Consider the following 16995-nt stretch of genomic DNA (forward strand, 5'->3'; position numbering starts at 1 on the left):
GATTTAAATTTGATACTTATTGATTTCCAATTTGTGATGCCATAATTAAGGCATTGTATGCATTAACAATTTTTCCGGATTTAGAGATGTCAGCAAGGTTTTCAATAGTTTCTGATTCACCTACAACTACTTTGGTGTTTATAGGCAATCCAGAATCCATGATAATTTGTTTTACTTGAGGTGCTGTTAAATTTGGGAATTGAGAACGGATTAAAGCAGCAACACCAGAGACATTAGGTGCAGACATTGATGTACCATTTTGTAATTTGTATTCGTTTTCTGGTAAAGACGAATATATTTCAGATCCAGGAGCAAAAACATCAACATTAACCTTTCCGAAGTTAGAATAATCAGCAACCATACTCGAACCATATCTTGGAGTTAAAGCACCAACTGTAATATAATTATCAGAAATCTCAGACGTTTTATTAATAATATCGTTAGGGTAATTTTTATTTAGATCGATATTATGACCATCATTTCCAGAACCATGAACAATAAGTACATCTTTTGCTGCTGCATATAAAATAGCATCTTTCACCCAATCGCTATGAGGTGAAAAAGATTTACCAAAACTCATATTAATAATTTTTGCACCATTATCTGAAGCATATCGAATAGCCAATGCAACATCTTTGTCATATTCATCTCCATTAGGAGTAGAGCGAATAGCCATAAGTTTGGCATTATTAGCAACACCTTTTACGCCTATATCGTTGTCACGTTCAGCCAAAATAATGCCGCTTACATGAGTTCCGTGGCTTTCTGTTTTCACTGTTGGTCTTGGGTTGTTGTTACCATAGCCAACATCTGATAAATCATTTGGATTATCTTCTGTTTTTCTACCCTTATGGCTTTTATTTAGATGATAATCTAATCGTATACTAATGGTCATTAGATCACCTTCGACCGCTTCTTTAAATGCTTCAACAGTATCATATCTATCTATACTAAAAATGTAATCTATTAATGCTACGGAATCTTGAAGCTCTTTGTTATCCGTTTTAATTGCAGAGATGTCTTTTTGTGTATAATCTTTCTTTTTTAAATGTTTAGAAACAGCATTATCTGCATCAATAACATCTTGTAATAATTTGGAGGAGTTTATTTTGAGTTGAGAATACTTTTGAAACTGTTCATTATATTTTTCTTGAGCTTCAGTATACCTTGGATTATTCGTATCTCCTGAAGCTAATAATCGCACATATTCAAATTGTTCATAATAGGTGTCTCCAATAAAATTCCAGCCATGAATATCATCAACATAACCATTGTTATCATCATCTTTTCCGTTATTAGGAATTTCATTTTCATTCGTCCATAGAACATCATCTAAATCTTCATGATCAATATCAGTTGCAGAGTCTATTACTGCAACAATAACGGGTTTTCCCATTTTCCTTTTTATAATATCTGAATACGCTTTTTCAACACTCATTCCTGGAATAGTATCTTTTACCAAATCCAAATGCGACCATGTTTTTAGTTCATTTTCAGTTAAAGGAGAAACTTTTATAGGTGAGCTATCAATGTTTTCAGTAGGTGTTGAAATAATAGCTGATGAACCACCACATCCAAAAAGAAACATTGAAAAGAAAACTAGTAAAGCAAAATATTTAATGTAGTTATTCATTTTAATTAAAAATATCATATGTAGTGTACACATCTTTTAGCCTTACCCCTTTTTCTGTATGCTGAACAGTAATAATTTCGTTGTGAGCATCGTGTTCTAAAAACAAATAGTAATTGTTGTTAGCTGCTAGATTTAGAAATTTTTCTTTTTCATCTAAAGTCAACAACGGTCTAGTATCGTAACCCATAACAAATGGAAGAGGTATGTGGCCAGCAGTAGGAAGTAAATCAGCCATAAAACAAATGGTTTTATCTTTATATTGAATCATTGGAATCATTTGTTTTTCGGTATGCCCATTTGCAAAGAAGATATCGAAACCTAACTCAGAGTTTTTAAGTATGTTGGATTCTGGAAGCGATGTAAATTTTAAATGCCCACTATCTTCTATAGGTAAAATATTTTCTTTTAAGAAAGATGCTTTTTCGCGGTTGTTTGGATTTGTAGCCCATTGCCAGTGATTTTTATTACTCCAAAATTGAGCGTTTTTAAATGCAATTTCATAACCTGTTCGGTCATTATTCCATTGAACACTACCACCACAATGATCAAAATGTAAATGCGTCATAAATACATCTGTAATATCATCACGATGAAATCCATGGGCTTTAAGAGAATTATCAATAGTATCATTTCCCCAAAGAAAATAGTAGCCAAAAAACTTATCGCTTTGTTTGTTTCCCATTCCAGTATCGATTAAAATCAATCGATTTCCATCTTCAATTAACAAACAGCGAGCTGCGATATCAATCATATTATTGGCATCTGAAGGATTGGTTCTTGTCCAAAGTGATTTTGGGACAACACCAAACATTGCACCACCATCAAGTTTAAAATTACCAGCGTTTATAGGATATAAATTCATGTTTGCAAATTAATAAATATGACCATGAACACGATAGGTTTTAGCAGTTTATTAAGATATAACTTGCTTTAAACGCTTCCCAAAGTCTAAAAGTGCTTTAATTTCTTTTGTACTAGCCAGACGTTGTTTGCTAAAAATAAGTAAACAGTTTCCATTAGATTCAATGTGATAATACGGATTACTTTCAAAAAAGTGTATCACATCATCATTAAATAGTGTTTTAATAGCTTCTCTATCTTCGCCTACTAAATGAAAACGTTTAGAAAAATCTTGATGATGTTCGAAATTAATATCAGAAAACCCAGCAAGAGCATATACCTTATCAAATAAACTTTCTCTATCAAGTGTGAACACAGGAATAGATTTATCTAAAACGATATGAAGCATTGACGTTCTAATGACTTCTTTAGCGATGAATTCGCCTTCAGAAAATTCAATATCAAAAAGCTTAAAACTCTTACTTTTATCTGCTAATTTATTATAAATATGATTGATTTGCTTGACTTTAAAAAATAGAAAAGGGTTTAAAAAATGAGTGTCTTTGTTTTTTTCTGCGTTATATATAAGTTTGTAATCATTCGCTATAGTTTCAAGGTTTTCTTGTCTTTTAGTTAGGTTGTAACCAAAGAGCTTTGGTACAGCAACTATTTTTCTAAGAGCAAAAGGATGCTTAGAGTCAGCATCATGCATGTCTAAGCCAATAATATCTAAATGACCTCCTTTTTTAGTAAATGTACTCTGATAATTATTGAGGTTTTCCATTACAGTATGGTCAACAAACTCACATAAAGAGAAATCTATTATGACGTCATTTTCTTCTGGAATAGCATCAAGTTTTTGTTTTAATCTGTAAAAATTAGCGAAGGTGCAAAAATGTTTTACACTAACATAGTAGTTCGATTTTTCATCATCTTCTCTAAACATCAATACATTTGGTTTTATCCAATGTCTTAAAAATAGAGTGATATTTTTATTAATAATAAAGTGGATAATAATTGTGACAATTACACCAGCAGAAATACCAAGAATTAATCCGAATTTTAGTGTTGTTAGTAGTGTAACAAAAAAGATGAAAAGCTGTTCCTTTCCTATAGAAAAAATCTTTTTAATTAAATCTGGAGAAGCCAATTTATAGCCAGTATATACTAATATTGCCATTAAAGCTGGCAACGGAATTCTTGTTAATTGAGAACTGAACAATACAATAAAAACGACAAGAAAGAACGCATGAAAAAAGTTTGAAGAGCGATTGGTTCCACCATTATTTACATTTACAGAACTTCTAGCGATTACAGTTACAACATTTAAACCACCTAAAAACCCACTTCCAATAGTAGCTAAACCTAAGCCTTTTAAATCCCTGTTTACGTTAGATCGCCGTTTTTCAGAATCTAATTTATCAACGGCTTTAATACTTAAAAGTGATTCTATACTAGCAATTAAAGTTAGTGAGAACACATTTCCCCAAAACACTAAGCTTCCAATTCCAGAGAAAGACACCTTAGGTAATTCTGTTGTAATTTCAGAAAAAGAAGGTATTGCTGGAATCATATATTCTTTAGCAATTGGGTTATTTTGATGCAGAACTAATTCAAAATAATAACTAAAGGCAACTGATAAAAGAACAATCCACATTGGTGCTGGAATAAGCTGCAGATATTTGTTTCGAATTTTTGAGTAGTACACCATAATTATGAGACTAATTACACCTGCACCTGCAGCATAAATTAAACCAGTATTTTCATAATGTAAAGCATCATTAATTGTGAAAGGGATTTCTATGAGATAATCTATTGTATTTTCTCTTGATATCTTATGACCAAACATGATATGAAATTGTTTACCCAAAATAATTAATCCAATTGCAGCAAGCATACCTTGAATAGCTGATGACGGAAAGAAATCTGCTAAATTTCCCATTCGTAAAAAACCAAGTAGCATAATTATAGCACCTGAACAAATAATTGCAGCATAAGCAGTCTCTAAACCTAATGTAGAAATAGCAACTAAGGTCACACCAACCAACCCATTTCCTGGACCAGTAATTGTTACGTAACTTCCTCCTAATATAGAAACAATAACTCCACCAACAATAGCTGTTATAATACCAGCTATAGCAGGAGCATCACTAGCCATAGCGAGACCTAAGCCTAGAGGAAGAGCTATTAAACTTACTACAAATCCTGAAAAGATATTCTTCGGAAGCTGATTAAAAAAGAGCGATATGTTGTTCTTTTTTGGTGTCATCTAATAATTAAGACATCAGTTGGTAATTCAGATAAAATATATTCTATATCATGTGGAAATAAGCGATCCCAAAATCCAGTTTTTAAAGGTGCATTCATGATTAATAAATCAGCTCTTACAAATTGAGCATAATGACCAATACTATATCCTCTTTTTCCAAAAATGGATTGGGTTTTTGTTTGTAACCCTGTTTTAAAATGTTGAGGAACTTCAGAAATAATTTGTTTTACCCGAGAATCTTCACGTCTTTTAATACGCTCCTTTACGATTGCAGATTTTCTAAGTGACCTATCATCATCAACACTTACAGAAACTTCTTGTTTTGTGATTTCTTCAACTATAGTGATTTTTTTTGATTGTAATTTATGAGACACATAATAGGCTGTAGAAATGGTTTGCTTTGTTTTTGGGTCATTCAAACCATTAACAACAATGTGTTTACAAGGTACTCTTTCTACTGAGGGGTTAATAAGTAATAAAATAGAACACTTAGCTTGACGTGTAATTTTTCTTGCAATTGTACCTAAATAATATTGCATAAAATTTTCCTTTTGTAAAGCCCCTAAAATCAAAAGGTTTACTTGTTTTTGTTCAGATGTAGATAGTATAACATCAACAGGCTCACCTGTTTTAAATACGATCTCATAGTTGAGGTTTTGTTTAATAAAAGGGACTAAAATATCTTGAAGTTTCTGTTCTTTTTCTGAAGATGTTTTACCAACATGTATAAGCACTAATTTACTCTCAAAAAACAAAGACAACCTTGCTGCTTCGTAAATATTTGCTTTTAGGTTTGGAGAAAATGCAACACCAATACCAATAGTATGAAAATTTATTTTATTCAAGCGCTATTTAAATCAATTTTGATGGTAAGTTAGTGCTTTTTTTGTGCTTACAAAAGAATAAATTATTAAGTAGGTTTTTGTTGTTTTTTAAGTAGTTAAAATTGGTTTATCTTTAGCTTTCAAAATTTTAGATATATGTTAGAATTAGCCGGAATTATCATCCTTGGTATATTAGCTCAATGGGTTGCTTGGAAATTTAAAATACCTGCTATTTTACCTTTGATTTTAATTGGACTTTTAGTAGGACCAATTGCTGCAGAATTTCTTTCAGAAGACGGTACCAAATGGGTTGAGCCGATTTGGAATGGAAAAGAAGGCTTGTTTCCTGGAGAAAGCTTGTTTTATTTCGTTTCATTAGCGATTAGTATTATTCTTTTTGAAGGTGGACTTACATTAAAACTTAGTGAAATTAAGAATGTCGGACCTGTAATTTCTAAGCTCATTACAGTTGGATCTATTGTAACTTTTTTTGGCGCAGCAGTTGCTGCTCATTTTATTTTTAATTTGAGTTGGGAGATTTCATTTTTATTTTCAGGTTTAATTATTGTTACTGGACCTACAGTAATTACGCCAATTCTAAGAAATATTCCTCTTAAAAAAGACGTGTCTGCGGTTTTGAAATGGGAAGGTATTTTAATTGACCCAATTGGAGCATTAGTTGCCGTATTAGTTTATGAATTTATTAGTGTTGATGCAGGAGGAGAATTTACTAAAACAGCACTTATTGAATTTGGTAAAATAGTATTGTTTGGTTCTACATTTGGATTCACATTTGCCCATGCACTTAATTTTATTCTGAACAGAAAGTTAGTTCCACATTATTTAATGAACGTATTTTCATTAGCTGCGGTATTAGGTGTTTTTGTATTGTCTGACACCTTTGCTCATGAGTCTGGTTTGTTAGCCGTTGTAGTAATGGGAATGGTTTTAGGGAATTCCAATTCTCCATTTTTAAAAGACATTTTATATTTTAAAGAATCACTTAGTGTATTACTTATTTCAATACTTTTTATTTTACTAGCCGCTAATATTAATTTTGATGAATTATTATTAATTTATAACTGGAAAACCGCGTTGCTTTTTGCAGCTGTAGTTTTTATCATAAGACCTTTTGGAGTGTTTTTAAGTACATATGGATCAAAGCTAAAACTAAATGAAAAGTTATTTATAAGTTGGGTTGGTCCTCGTGGTATTGTAGCAGCTGGTATTGCTTCACTTTTTGGTCTTAAACTAGCAAGTAAAGGTGTCGCTGGAGCCGAATATATAACACCATTAGTGTTTGTGATTGTTTTAGGAACCGTATTATTAAATGCGACTACAGCGCGTTTATTTGCTAAGGTAGTTGGTGTGTTTTTAACAAAATCTGATGGAATTTTAATTATTGGAGCCTCAAAAGTATCTCGATTATTAGGACACTATTTAGAGTCAAATGGTAGACATGTAGTGTTAATAGATAGCAACCAAAATAATATAGCTAAAGCAAAAGAATTAGGTTTAGAAGCTTTGAGTACTAATATTTATTCGGAGACATTGACTGATAATATTGAATTGAATGCTGTTGGATATTTAATGGCAATGACAGGTAATTCAGACATTAATAAGTATGCAATTAATAAATTTAGTAAACAGTTTGGAGAAAATGGTTCTTTTAGATTGGTTACAACGGATGAAATGAACAACTCTGAAAACAATCCTAAAGAAGGTTTGTTTTCACATACTGATGATTATAGTCGATTAACAGAAGTTACACGCAAATTCCCTTCTATACAAGAAATAGAAATTAATAATAAGGAGCATTATGATAGTCTGATTGAAATCACAAATAGTGATAAAGACATGATTCCTTTATTTTTAAAAGATGATGATTCCGAACTCCACATCATTTCATCTTATAATACTAATGTTGATAGTATTGGAGAAAAATGTAAATTAGTTTATTTAGGAAAGCCATTTGATGTTGAAGCGGTTGCAAATGAAGATTAATCATTCAACTTCAAAACAGCCATAAATGCTTGCTGTGGAATTTCAACATTTCCTACTTGACGCATGCGTTTTTTACCTTTTTTCTGTTTCTCTAAAAGCTTACGTTTACGTGAAATATCTCCACCATAACATTTTGCAGTTACATCTTTACGCAAGGCTTTAATTGTTTCTCTAGAAATTATTTTAGCACCAATTGCTGCTTGAATAGGAATATCAAACTGTTGTCTTGGGATAAGTTCTTTTAGTTTTTCACACATTTTCTTCCCAATGTTTTGTGCATTATCTGTATGAATTAAAGCAGATAGTGCATCTACGGTTTGTGCATTTAATAAAATATCTAATCGAACCAATTTAGAAACTTTCATTCCAATAGGCGAATAATCAAAAGAAGCATAGCCCTTAGATACTGTTTTAAGACGATCATAAAAATCGAAAACAATTTCTGCAAGTGGCATTTCAAAAGTTAATTCAACACGTTCTGTTGTTAAATAAGTTTGATTTAAAACCATTCCACGTTTCTCGATACAAAGCGACATGACATTTCCAACAAAATCTGCTTTTGTTATAATAGTCGCTTTAATAAACGGCTCTTCAACACGATTTACAGTTGTAGGCTCAGGTAAATCGGAAGGATTATTTACAATAAAAGCTTCATCTGGATTTTTATTTGTGTAAGCATGATACGACACGTTAGGAACTGTAGTTATAACAGTCATGTCAAATTCCCGCTCTAAACGTTCTTGAATAATTTCCATGTGAAGCATTCCTAAGAATCCACAACGGAAACCAAAACCTAAAGCTGCCGAACTTTCTGGTTGAAATACTAAAGAGGCATCATTCAATTGAAGTTTTTCCATTGAGTTACGAAGCTCTTCATAGTCTTCAGTGTCTACAGGATAAATACCAGCAAATACCATAGGTTTTACATCTTCAAACCCTTCAACGATATTGGTTGTTGGATTTGCAAAATCGGTGATGGTATCACCAACTTTTACTTCTTTAGCGGTTTTAATTCCTGTTATTAAATAACCAACATCACCAGCTTTAACACTTTTTTTAGCAACCTGATTTAATTTTAAGGTACCAACTTCATCAGCAAAATATTCTTTATCTGTAGCGACAAATTTAATTTTTTGTCCTTTTTTAATTTCACCATTAAAAACTCTAAAATAGGTTTCAATTCCTCTAAATGTATTGTAAACCGAATCAAAAATCAAGGCTTGTAATGGTGCATCAGGATCTCCTTTTGGAGCTGGAACACGTTCAATAATTGCTTTTAAAATATTATCTACACCAAAACCCGTTTTTCCACTTGCGTGAATGACCTCTTCAGGATCACAACCTAAAAGGTCAACGATATCATCTGTAACTTCTTCTGGATTCGCACTAGGTAAATCAACTTTGTTTAGTACTGGAATAATTTCTAAATCATTTTCTAAAGCAAGATATAGGTTAGAAATAGTTTGCGCTTGTATACTTTGAGCAGCATCTACAATCAATAAAGCACCTTCACAGGCAGCAATAGAGCGTGATACTTCATAAGAAAAATCAACGTGACCAGGAGTATCAATAAGATTAAGTACATATTCTTGACCTTCAAATGTATATTCCATTTGAATGGCATGTGATTTAATAGTGATACCACGTTCACGTTCCAAATCCATACTATCTAAAAGCTGGTCTTGTTTTTCACGTGCTGTAACTGCACCAGTAAAATCGAGTAAACGATCTGCTAATGTACTTTTTCCGTGGTCAATATGTGCAATAATGCAAAAATTTCTGATATACTTCATAAATCAAATCTCCTTTAAAAGATGCTGCAAATATAATTGATTTCTAACGCATAAAAAGGCATAAATGTTTACAAAACCATAAGAAGTATGGAAAATCAGTAATTTGGATTTAAAAACAAATGTTATATTGCAATTCAAAACCCTAATTAAATTTGAAATCCCTACTCAATTTTACGTTCATATTGTTATGCTCACTCTTGAGCTATGGACAGAGCCTATCTGTTTCTGGAACTATAATTGACATCGATAAGAACCCAATTGAATTCGCTAACGTTATTATATTAAATGAAGATGAGAGCGAAATTTTAAAAGGGATTTCAACGGATGATAATGGTTTTTTTAATCTTATTAATTTAGCACCTAACACTTACATATTAAAAATAAGTTATATAGGTTTTGAAGATTTTAATCAAAAGATAGTACTTACAGGTCATTTAGATTTGAGAATAATTGAACTTAATCAAGTTTCAGAAAGCTTAGATGAGGTGAGTATTTTGGTTAAGAAACCAACCATAAAACGGGAAGCTGACCGATTGGTATTCAATATTGAAAAGACTGCGCTAGTTGAAGGAAATATGCTTCAAGTCTTAAAAAGCACACCAGGTGTTTTAGTTATTGGTGATGAAATTACAGTTAAAAACACTAACCCAACAGTTTATATTAACAATCGGAAAGTCAATTTATCTTCCGAAGATTTAAATCAATTATTAACTGGATCTTCTGCAAATGCAATAAAATCTGTTGAAGTGATTACAAACCCTTCAGCGAGGTATGACGCAGAAAGTGGAGTGGTCATAAACATTGTAATGAGTAAGAACCTCATTACAGGATATAGAGGAAGTGTTTTTGCGAACTATACACAAGGTGTTTTTCCAAATTATACTGCAGGAACTAGTCATTTTTTTAAAAACGAAGACATTAGTCTTAATGTGAATTATAGTTATTCTAAAGACAAAGTTAATAGAGATGGTGATGACACGGTTAATTTTCTAAATAATTCTAATCTACTTAATCAAAGCTGGCAATCATTATCTAATAGAAATACATGGTCTGAAACCCATAATATCAATGCTAATTTTGATTACTTCATTAACGAAAGTAGTACATTAAGTGTATCTTCAAACGCTTTATATATTCCATATTTTAAATACAAAATTGCAAGTAATAACATAATTAGTGATGTTAATGGTGATTTTTTATCTCGATTTACTGCAGATAATTTATCGAGAGATAATAAGTATAACTTGGCTTTTGATATCGATTTTAGTCACAGTTTTACAAAAGGAGAATTAGCTGTAAATGCACATTATACAACTTATAATTATGAAAGAAACCAAAGTGTAATCAGTAACGCTTTTGACATAAATAATTCGTTTCTAAATGCAAGTGCTTTTAACACAAATAACAATCAAGACACTAATATTTTTGCTGGAAAAATAGATTATAGTTTACCTATAGATGACTCCTCAAATTTTGAAACAGGACTTAAGTTTTCTAGAACAAATGCAGAAAGTGATATCACACAGTTTGATGTAGATCTTAATACAGGAAATGAAACTATTGATGCTTTAAATTCTGATGCTTTTAATTACGACGAAACTATTTTCGCTGCTTATGTTAACTATGATATGAGTATCGAAAAATGGAGTGTTAATGCAGGATTACGTGTTGAACAGACTAACATTAAAGGCAATTCACCATTAACAAATATTAGCAATACACAAGACTATTTTGAATGGTTTCCAAACGCTAGTTTGCAATACAGTATTTCGGATAATTATAATGTATATGTCAACTACAAACGAAGTATTGCTCGACCAAGTTATGCGGCTTTAAATCCGTTTCAATTTTTCTTAAATGATAATTATGTGGTTTCGGGAAACCCATTTTTACAACCAACGTTTACAGATCATATCAAAGTGGGAACAAACATTACCGATTACTTTACATTTGAAGCGTATTATCAAAATTTTGATGGCGCAATTTCTGAAGTACCTAGACAAAATAACAACACAAATGATATTGAATACATTTCAGTAAATTTTGATAAAACAGTAGAATTTGGTTTTGATTTTATCACGAATTTTGATCTTACAAATCGATGGTCAGTTTATGCTGTGACCTCGTTTTATAATTTAGAAGAAGAAACAGATTTTGGACAAGGTTTTGTAACCCAAGACCAATGGTCTAATTATTCTGAATTACAAAATGATTTTACATTATTAAAAGACAATAGCTTAAATATTAGCTTTGTCTTAACTTGGGTTGGGAAAAATTTACAAGGTTTTCAAGTTGTTGACAACCGATTGTTTTCTGAATTTGCTGTTTCAAAATCTATTTTAAATAAAAAGGGCATCATATCACTTTCTGTAAGTGATTTATTCAATATGCATGATTATGATTTGTCTACTAAATACCAAAATCAGTCTAATAGACAATTTGTCGATATTGATAATCGTTATATCAGACTAGGTTTTAGATATAAATTCGGAAATACAAAACTAAACAGTAATGCTCGTGCTATTGATACCGAAGAACGAGATCGTTTAGAAAAGAAAACAAAATAATTCATCTTTTTATGTCCATCCAAAATAAGGAAGAATCTATCAATCTTGCCATTCAGCAATAAATAGATTCGTATCTCTTCCGCCTCCATTATTTCTATTAGACGAGAAGGCTAAATATTTCCCATCATTAGAAAACACAGGAAACGCATCAAAAGTTTCGCCATGCGTGACACGCTCTAGATTTTTCCCATCTAAATCAATTAAGTATAAATTGAAGGGGAATCCACGCTCAGCTTCAAAGTTTGATGAGAATAAAACTTTATTTCCTGATGGATGAAAAAACGGACTCCAATTCGCATTTCCTAAATCGGTTAGCTGACGCAAGTCACTACCATCTGCATTGCAAATGTATAATTCCATTTCTGTTGGTTCAACCAAACCTTCAGCTAATAAATCTTTATAATCTTTGATTTCTTTTTTAGTTTTAGGACGAGATGAACGGAAAATTAATTTAGTGCCATCTGGAGAAAAGAAAGCACCACCATCATAACCTAATTCATGAGTAATTTGCTTTACATCACTACCATCAATATTCATTGTGTACAATTCTAAATCGCCACTTCTTGTTGAGGTAAATACAATTTTATCGCCTTTTGGAGAGACTGTTGGTTCTGCATCATAGCCAACTTCATTCGTTAACTGCTTTACAATATTACCCTCTAAATCTGCCACAAAAATATCATAACTGTCGTAGATTGGCCAGATGTATTTTCCGTTTTTACGCAAAGGTGTGTCTGGACATTTATCTTGTTTTAAATGTGTAGACGCATAAATGATATGCTTATTGTCAGGTAAAAAATAAGCACAGGTGGTTCTTCCTTTTCCAGTACTTACCATTGGAGGTATACTCTCTTTAAAGGAGTCATCAGCATTCATTAAAAACATTTGATCACAACCAACATTCCAGGCCTTATAATTAGATTGAAATACAAGTTGTTTGTCATCAAAACTCCAATAGGCTTCCGCATTATCTCCACCAAAAGTCACTTGACGAATGGATTTAAAATGTTTTTCTTCAGGATAAATCAAACTGTCTTTTGTAGTTTCTACAGTTTGTATTTGAGCATCTTTTTCAGATTCTAAATTTGTTTTTTTGTCGTTTTTGCAATTAAAAATTAAAACGCAGAAAACTAAAACGTATAGATATTTCATATTTAGATTTTATCCTGCAAGGTTTTTAAAACCTTATAGGTTTGATTAGAATATTAACTAAATTTGTTCAAAATTAAGACTTCATAAGATGAAAAACTTATTATTTATACTTTTTTTGATGCTGTTTGTAGCATGTAAAACCAATTCTGAAGAAAAACAGACTCCAGTAACCATCAAAGAAGATGTTACTTTTTTAGCTGATGATAAGTTAGAAGGCAGGCAAACTGGAACTGATGGAGAGAAAGCAGCAGCAGCATATATTGCATCACGCTTTCAAAGTTTAGGATTAGAGGCTAAAGGCACTAAAGATTATTTTCAAACATTTTCTTTTAAACCTAAAACAGATCCACATCAAGAGGTTAATTATACGGTTAAAGATGGAGATAGCACAATCACAGGAACTAATGTTATCGCATTTCTTAATAATAAAGCCGAAAACACCATCATTATAGGAGCACATTACGACCATTTAGGTTATGGAGCAGAAGGATCATTGTTTAGAGGTGAATCTCAAGAAATTCATAATGGAGCAGATGATAATGCAAGTGGAGTCGCTGTGCTTTTAAATTTAGCCATGACTCTTAAAGAAAAGAATACAGGTAACAACTATTTATTCATGGCGTTTTCGGGAGAGGAAATGGGATTGTTAGGTTCTAATTACTTTACGAAAAATCCAACAATCGATTTATCAAAAGCGAATTATATGATAAATATGGACATGGTTGGACGTTTGAAACAAGACAGTACTTTGGCTGTTTATGGTGTTGGGACTTCGCCTATTTTAAAACACGTTGTAAAAGCAAATAACTCAAAGTTTAACATTATTGAAAAAGAATCTGGAGTTGGTCCAAGCGATCACACATCGTTTTATAATAGCGACATTCCTGTATTGCATTTTTTTACTGGTCAACATGAAGATTATCACAAACCTGGAGACGATACTGAAAAGTTGAATTATGAAGGCATGAATACCATTGCGACATATATTTTTGACATCATTTCTGATCTTGATGATAATGGAAAGTTGCCGTTTAGAAAAACTAAAAATGAAAGCGAAGAAGTACCACGATTTAAAGTTGGCTTAGGTGTGATACCAGATTATTTATACGATGGAGGAGGATTGCGAATCGATGGTATAAGCGAAGACAAACCAGCTCAAAAAGCAGGACTTCAAAAAGGAGATATTGTTGTGAAATTAGGTGATAGTTTGGTGACAGACATGATGAGTTACATGAGAGCATTATCTACTTTTGATACTGGAGACAAAACGAAAGTAAAAGTTAAACGAGGTGATGATGAGGTGGAAGCTGATATTGAATTTTAAACTTGGTTTTTTCTAAAAACCAGCAATAAGCGCTCCACAAATACCAAGACTAATAATCAAGTAAACCACTGCCAAAATAAATAAGACTTTTGCGGCCTTTTTGTTTTTTTTAAAAACGAAAGTACCAATTATTGCTAATAGAATTGCAGGACCAAACATGATTAGTATAATCATGGTAAATAATCCGTCGAGATTCATATTTGGACTTAATAACATCATAGTTTATAGTTTAAAATCCGAAGCCTCCGCAAACACCAAAGCTTATAATTGAATATATAGTAGCGATGATTAAAATTAATTGACCTTTCTTTTTATTCTTGCCTATTTGAATTAAACCAATAAGAAAAAGAATAAGCGGAACAATAACTCCAAACAAAACCATTATAACAATAAATGATTCCCAACCGCTTCCATAAATTAAATAATTCATAGTATTTGATTTCGAAGTTCCTCTAAACGCTCTTTTTTATCATCGCGATAAAACAAATTCATCGTTTCAAAAGGAATGATTTTATTATCCTTATCCACAATATGAACACAAGATTTCTTGATAGCTCGCACATCAAAGTTATAAGCATCAATAAATTGCATTATAATAATACGGAATAAATTATCATAACCCAATTCTGGTGCATCAATATTTGGCAAGCAACACATAATGGATTTTAAATTCTCTTCAGCTTTTTCTACGGAATTTCCTGTACTAAATAGTTCAATCATCTTTCCGTGAAGTTGCTCGTCCTGCTCATAAATAATTGTGTTTTTACTATTATCTAATAAATCATTCGGATTGATATATCGTGTTAATGGAAATACTTCTTCATCTAATTTTAAAGCATAACCCATCACTAAAGCATCAGGATTACATGGTACAGGAAGTAAATCGTCTGAGTTGAAAATATCGGTTTGTTCCATGATTTTTCGTCGTACTTCGGTAAGCGTCATTCGATCGGTTTCTGGATTGAAATTATCTAAACGACCTGCAATTTGCGTAGGCTGAAACGTAACACCTCGAATACATTTTTGCTTCAAAGCATAGTTGATAATCTTTCCTATTTCATTGTCATTTAACCCTTTTTGAAGCGTGACCACTAAAGTTGTTGAAAGGTTTAATTTATTCAAGTTATCTAGTGCTTGCTTTCGAATTGCATTCAAATCTGCACCACGCAATTCTTGTAAAACACTATTTTCAAAGGAATCAAACTGAAGGTAAATTTCAAAATCTGGTGTATAGGTTTTAAGTCGCTCTGCAAAAGCAAAATCTTTAGCAATTTTAATGCCGTTGGTATTGAGCATCAAATGCCGAATAGGTAATGATTTCGCATAATCCATAATCTCCCAAAACTGAGGATGAATCGTTGGTTCTCCTCCAGAAAGTTGAACAACATCTGGCTCCTTTTCATTTTTAACAATGGTGTCTAACATTGCTTTAACCTCTTCTAAAGTACGATGTCTTCCGTAGGTTGGTGATGATCCAGCATAACACGTTGGACAGGTCAAATTACAGCGATCTGTGACCTCAACAACCGTTAGGCAGCTATGCTGTTCATGATCTGGACACAAACCACAATCGTAAGGACAACCATAATGGGTTTTGGTATTAAATGTATAAGGCGTTTCACTTGGTTTGTTGTAATTTCTAATGTTTTTGTAGTACTCAATATCATCAGCAATTAAGACCTTACTATTGCCATGTTCATTGCAACGTTTAAGCATATAAACATTTCCGTTTTCAAATACGATTTTAGCATCTACACGCCGTAAACATTCTGGACAAAGGCTTAATGTAAAATCGTAATAGGTATATTTTCTAACTGGCATTAGCTAATTTTTGAAGAATGAATTTTGAATAATACAACCAACAAATTACACATAAAAGTTGAATAGTACTTAATCCGAATACATAAAACACATTAGGTTTTATGTATTCAATACAAAATCTAAATCCGAAATAAGATACCATAAAAACCTTAAATAACTCTCCGTTTTTTAAGTCTATTTTGTTCTGAAATTGTTTTAATCCAAAAAACAGAATGACTAAGAATATCAATTCGTAAAGTGAGGTTGGATGCCGAAGCAATCCGTCGCCTAAATCCATTCCAAAAAATGAGGCTGTTTCTTTTCCATAGGTAAATTCTTTTATGCCAGACAAGAAACAACCGATACGACCAATAAAAATGCCGAGAATAATAGGAAACACAAAGAGATCACCAGAAGAAGATTGCTCGCCAATTATTTTTTTAGCAAGTTCAACACCAAGCAATCCACCAAATAATCCACCCATAATTGTTTTGGTGTTTAGGAGTTGGATTAAATTTTCTTGGGAAAAATCTACTAACGGGTTTTCTAGCACTCCAATTAATCTAGATCCAACTAAAGCACCTAAAGCAGCACCAAGAATAATAGATAATCGATTACCAGACGTGATGTGGTCTTCAGATTTTCGTCTTAGAATTACATAATATCTAAAGGCAATAAAAAAAGCAAGATACTCTAAAACCAAATGGATATTTATAGAAATACCGAAGAGTTCTGTATCGAAAGGAATTTGCAATGGCTTATTTTTGATTTAAATATACTGTTATTATA

Annotated in this window: 13 protein-coding genes; 3 read left to right on the plus strand and 10 right to left on the minus strand. The window is 32.0% G+C overall.

From position 1 onward, the window contains the following. Positions 1 to 16 precede the first annotated feature (16 nt). The 4 genes from MUN68_RS16735 to MUN68_RS16750 are packed head-to-tail and all read right to left on the minus strand — an operon-like array spanning position 17 to position 5587. Positions 17 to 1633: a S8 family peptidase gene (locus MUN68_RS16735; protein WP_249992786.1), complete on the minus strand. Its 1617-nt coding sequence runs from the start codon at positions 1631 to 1633 to the stop codon at positions 17 to 19. 1 nt (position 1634) lies between these two features. Further along, positions 1635 to 2495: an MBL fold metallo-hydrolase gene (locus MUN68_RS16740; protein WP_249992785.1), complete on the minus strand. Its 861-nt coding sequence runs from the start codon at positions 2493 to 2495 to the stop codon at positions 1635 to 1637. Between the two features lie 51 nt (positions 2496 to 2546). Beyond that, positions 2547 to 4742: a SulP family inorganic anion transporter gene (locus tag MUN68_RS16745; protein ID WP_249992784.1), complete on the minus strand. Its 2196-nt coding sequence runs from the start codon at positions 4740 to 4742 to the stop codon at positions 2547 to 2549. Beyond that, entirely contained in the window at positions 4739 to 5587 is an 849-nt protein-coding gene (locus tag MUN68_RS16750) for a universal stress protein (protein WP_249992783.1), read from the minus strand. The genes MUN68_RS16745 and MUN68_RS16750 overlap by 4 nt, the downstream gene beginning before the upstream one ends. Before the next feature lie 135 nt (positions 5588 to 5722). Between MUN68_RS16750 and MUN68_RS16755 the strand changes: the two genes are divergently transcribed. Beyond that, positions 5723 to 7570, plus strand: a complete 1848-nt coding sequence (locus tag MUN68_RS16755; protein WP_249992782.1) for a cation:proton antiporter — start codon at positions 5723 to 5725, stop codon at positions 7568 to 7570. Here MUN68_RS16755 and lepA read toward each other — a convergent pair. Continuing rightward, positions 7567 to 9363: a translation elongation factor 4 gene (gene lepA / locus MUN68_RS16760; protein WP_249992781.1), complete on the minus strand. Its 1797-nt coding sequence runs from the start codon at positions 9361 to 9363 to the stop codon at positions 7567 to 7569. The genes MUN68_RS16755 and lepA overlap by 4 nt on opposite strands. 152 nt (positions 9364 to 9515) lie before the next feature. Here lepA and MUN68_RS16765 point away from each other — a divergent pair, with 152 nt between their 5' ends. Beyond that, complete coding sequence (locus MUN68_RS16765) at positions 9516 to 11930, plus strand: TonB-dependent receptor domain-containing protein (RefSeq protein WP_249992779.1); 2415 nt, start codon at positions 9516 to 9518, stop codon at positions 11928 to 11930. A gap of 39 nt (positions 11931 to 11969) precedes the next feature. Here the strand turns inward: MUN68_RS16765 and MUN68_RS16770 are convergent, their stop codons facing one another. Next, the gene (locus MUN68_RS16770) at positions 11970 to 13082 is read right to left on the minus strand and encodes a TolB family protein (RefSeq protein ID WP_249992777.1); all 1113 of its coding nucleotides are present in this window, start codon (positions 13080 to 13082) and stop codon (positions 11970 to 11972) included. A gap of 88 nt (positions 13083 to 13170) precedes the next feature. Between MUN68_RS16770 and MUN68_RS16775 the strand changes: the two genes are divergently transcribed. Then, the gene (locus tag MUN68_RS16775; protein ID WP_249992775.1) at positions 13171 to 14406 is read left to right on the plus strand and encodes a M28 family peptidase; all 1236 of its coding nucleotides are present in this window, start codon (positions 13171 to 13173) and stop codon (positions 14404 to 14406) included. A gap of 12 nt (positions 14407 to 14418) precedes the next feature. Here the strand turns inward: MUN68_RS16775 and MUN68_RS16780 are convergent, their stop codons facing one another. The 4 genes from MUN68_RS16780 to MUN68_RS16795 are packed head-to-tail and all read right to left on the minus strand — an operon-like array spanning position 14419 to position 16960. Then, the gene (locus tag MUN68_RS16780) at positions 14419 to 14625 is read right to left on the minus strand and encodes a hypothetical protein (protein WP_249992773.1); all 207 of its coding nucleotides are present in this window, start codon (positions 14623 to 14625) and stop codon (positions 14419 to 14421) included. Between the two features lie 10 nt (positions 14626 to 14635). After that, positions 14636 to 14836: a hypothetical protein gene (locus tag MUN68_RS16785; RefSeq protein ID WP_249992771.1), complete on the minus strand. Its 201-nt coding sequence runs from the start codon at positions 14834 to 14836 to the stop codon at positions 14636 to 14638. Continuing rightward, entirely contained in the window at positions 14833 to 16227 is a 1395-nt protein-coding gene (locus MUN68_RS16790; protein WP_249992769.1) for a radical SAM protein, read from the minus strand. The genes MUN68_RS16785 and MUN68_RS16790 overlap by 4 nt, the downstream gene beginning before the upstream one ends. Further along, positions 16217 to 16960: a prolipoprotein diacylglyceryl transferase gene (locus tag MUN68_RS16795; protein WP_249992767.1), complete on the minus strand. Its 744-nt coding sequence runs from the start codon at positions 16958 to 16960 to the stop codon at positions 16217 to 16219. The genes MUN68_RS16790 and MUN68_RS16795 overlap by 11 nt, the downstream gene beginning before the upstream one ends. Positions 16961 to 16995: the final 35 nt, after the last annotated feature.

Origin of the sequence: Psychroserpens ponticola (assembly GCF_023556315.2) — a bacterium.
In the GTDB taxonomy this organism is placed as follows: Bacteria; Bacteroidota; Bacteroidia; order Flavobacteriales; family Flavobacteriaceae; genus Psychroserpens; species Psychroserpens ponticola.

Excerpts from the sequence above, each read along its gene's own strand:
- MUN68_RS16735 (WP_249992786.1), bottom strand. The coding sequence starts at position 1,633 with ATGAATAACTACATTAAATATTTTGCTTTACTAGTTTTCTTTTCAATG.
- MUN68_RS16740 (WP_249992785.1), bottom strand. The coding sequence starts at position 2,495 with ATGAATTTATATCCTATAAACGCTGGTAATTTTAAACTTGATGGTGGT.
- MUN68_RS16745 (WP_249992784.1), bottom strand. The coding sequence starts at position 4,742 with ATGACACCAAAAAAGAACAACATATCGCTCTTTTTTAATCAGCTTCCG.
- MUN68_RS16755 (WP_249992782.1), top strand. The coding sequence starts at position 5,723 with ATGTTAGAATTAGCCGGAATTATCATCCTTGGTATATTAGCTCAATGG.
- lepA (WP_249992781.1), bottom strand. The coding sequence starts at position 9,363 with ATGAAGTATATCAGAAATTTTTGCATTATTGCACATATTGACCACGGA.
- MUN68_RS16770 (WP_249992777.1), bottom strand. The coding sequence starts at position 13,082 with ATGAAATATCTATACGTTTTAGTTTTCTGCGTTTTAATTTTTAATTGC.
- MUN68_RS16775 (WP_249992775.1), top strand. The coding sequence starts at position 13,171 with ATGAAAAACTTATTATTTATACTTTTTTTGATGCTGTTTGTAGCATGT.
- MUN68_RS16780 (WP_249992773.1), bottom strand. The coding sequence starts at position 14,625 with ATGATGTTATTAAGTCCAAATATGAATCTCGACGGATTATTTACCATG.
- MUN68_RS16785 (WP_249992771.1), bottom strand. The coding sequence starts at position 14,836 with ATGAATTATTTAATTTATGGAAGCGGTTGGGAATCATTTATTGTTATA.
- MUN68_RS16790 (WP_249992769.1), bottom strand. The coding sequence starts at position 16,227 with ATGCCAGTTAGAAAATATACCTATTACGATTTTACATTAAGCCTTTGT.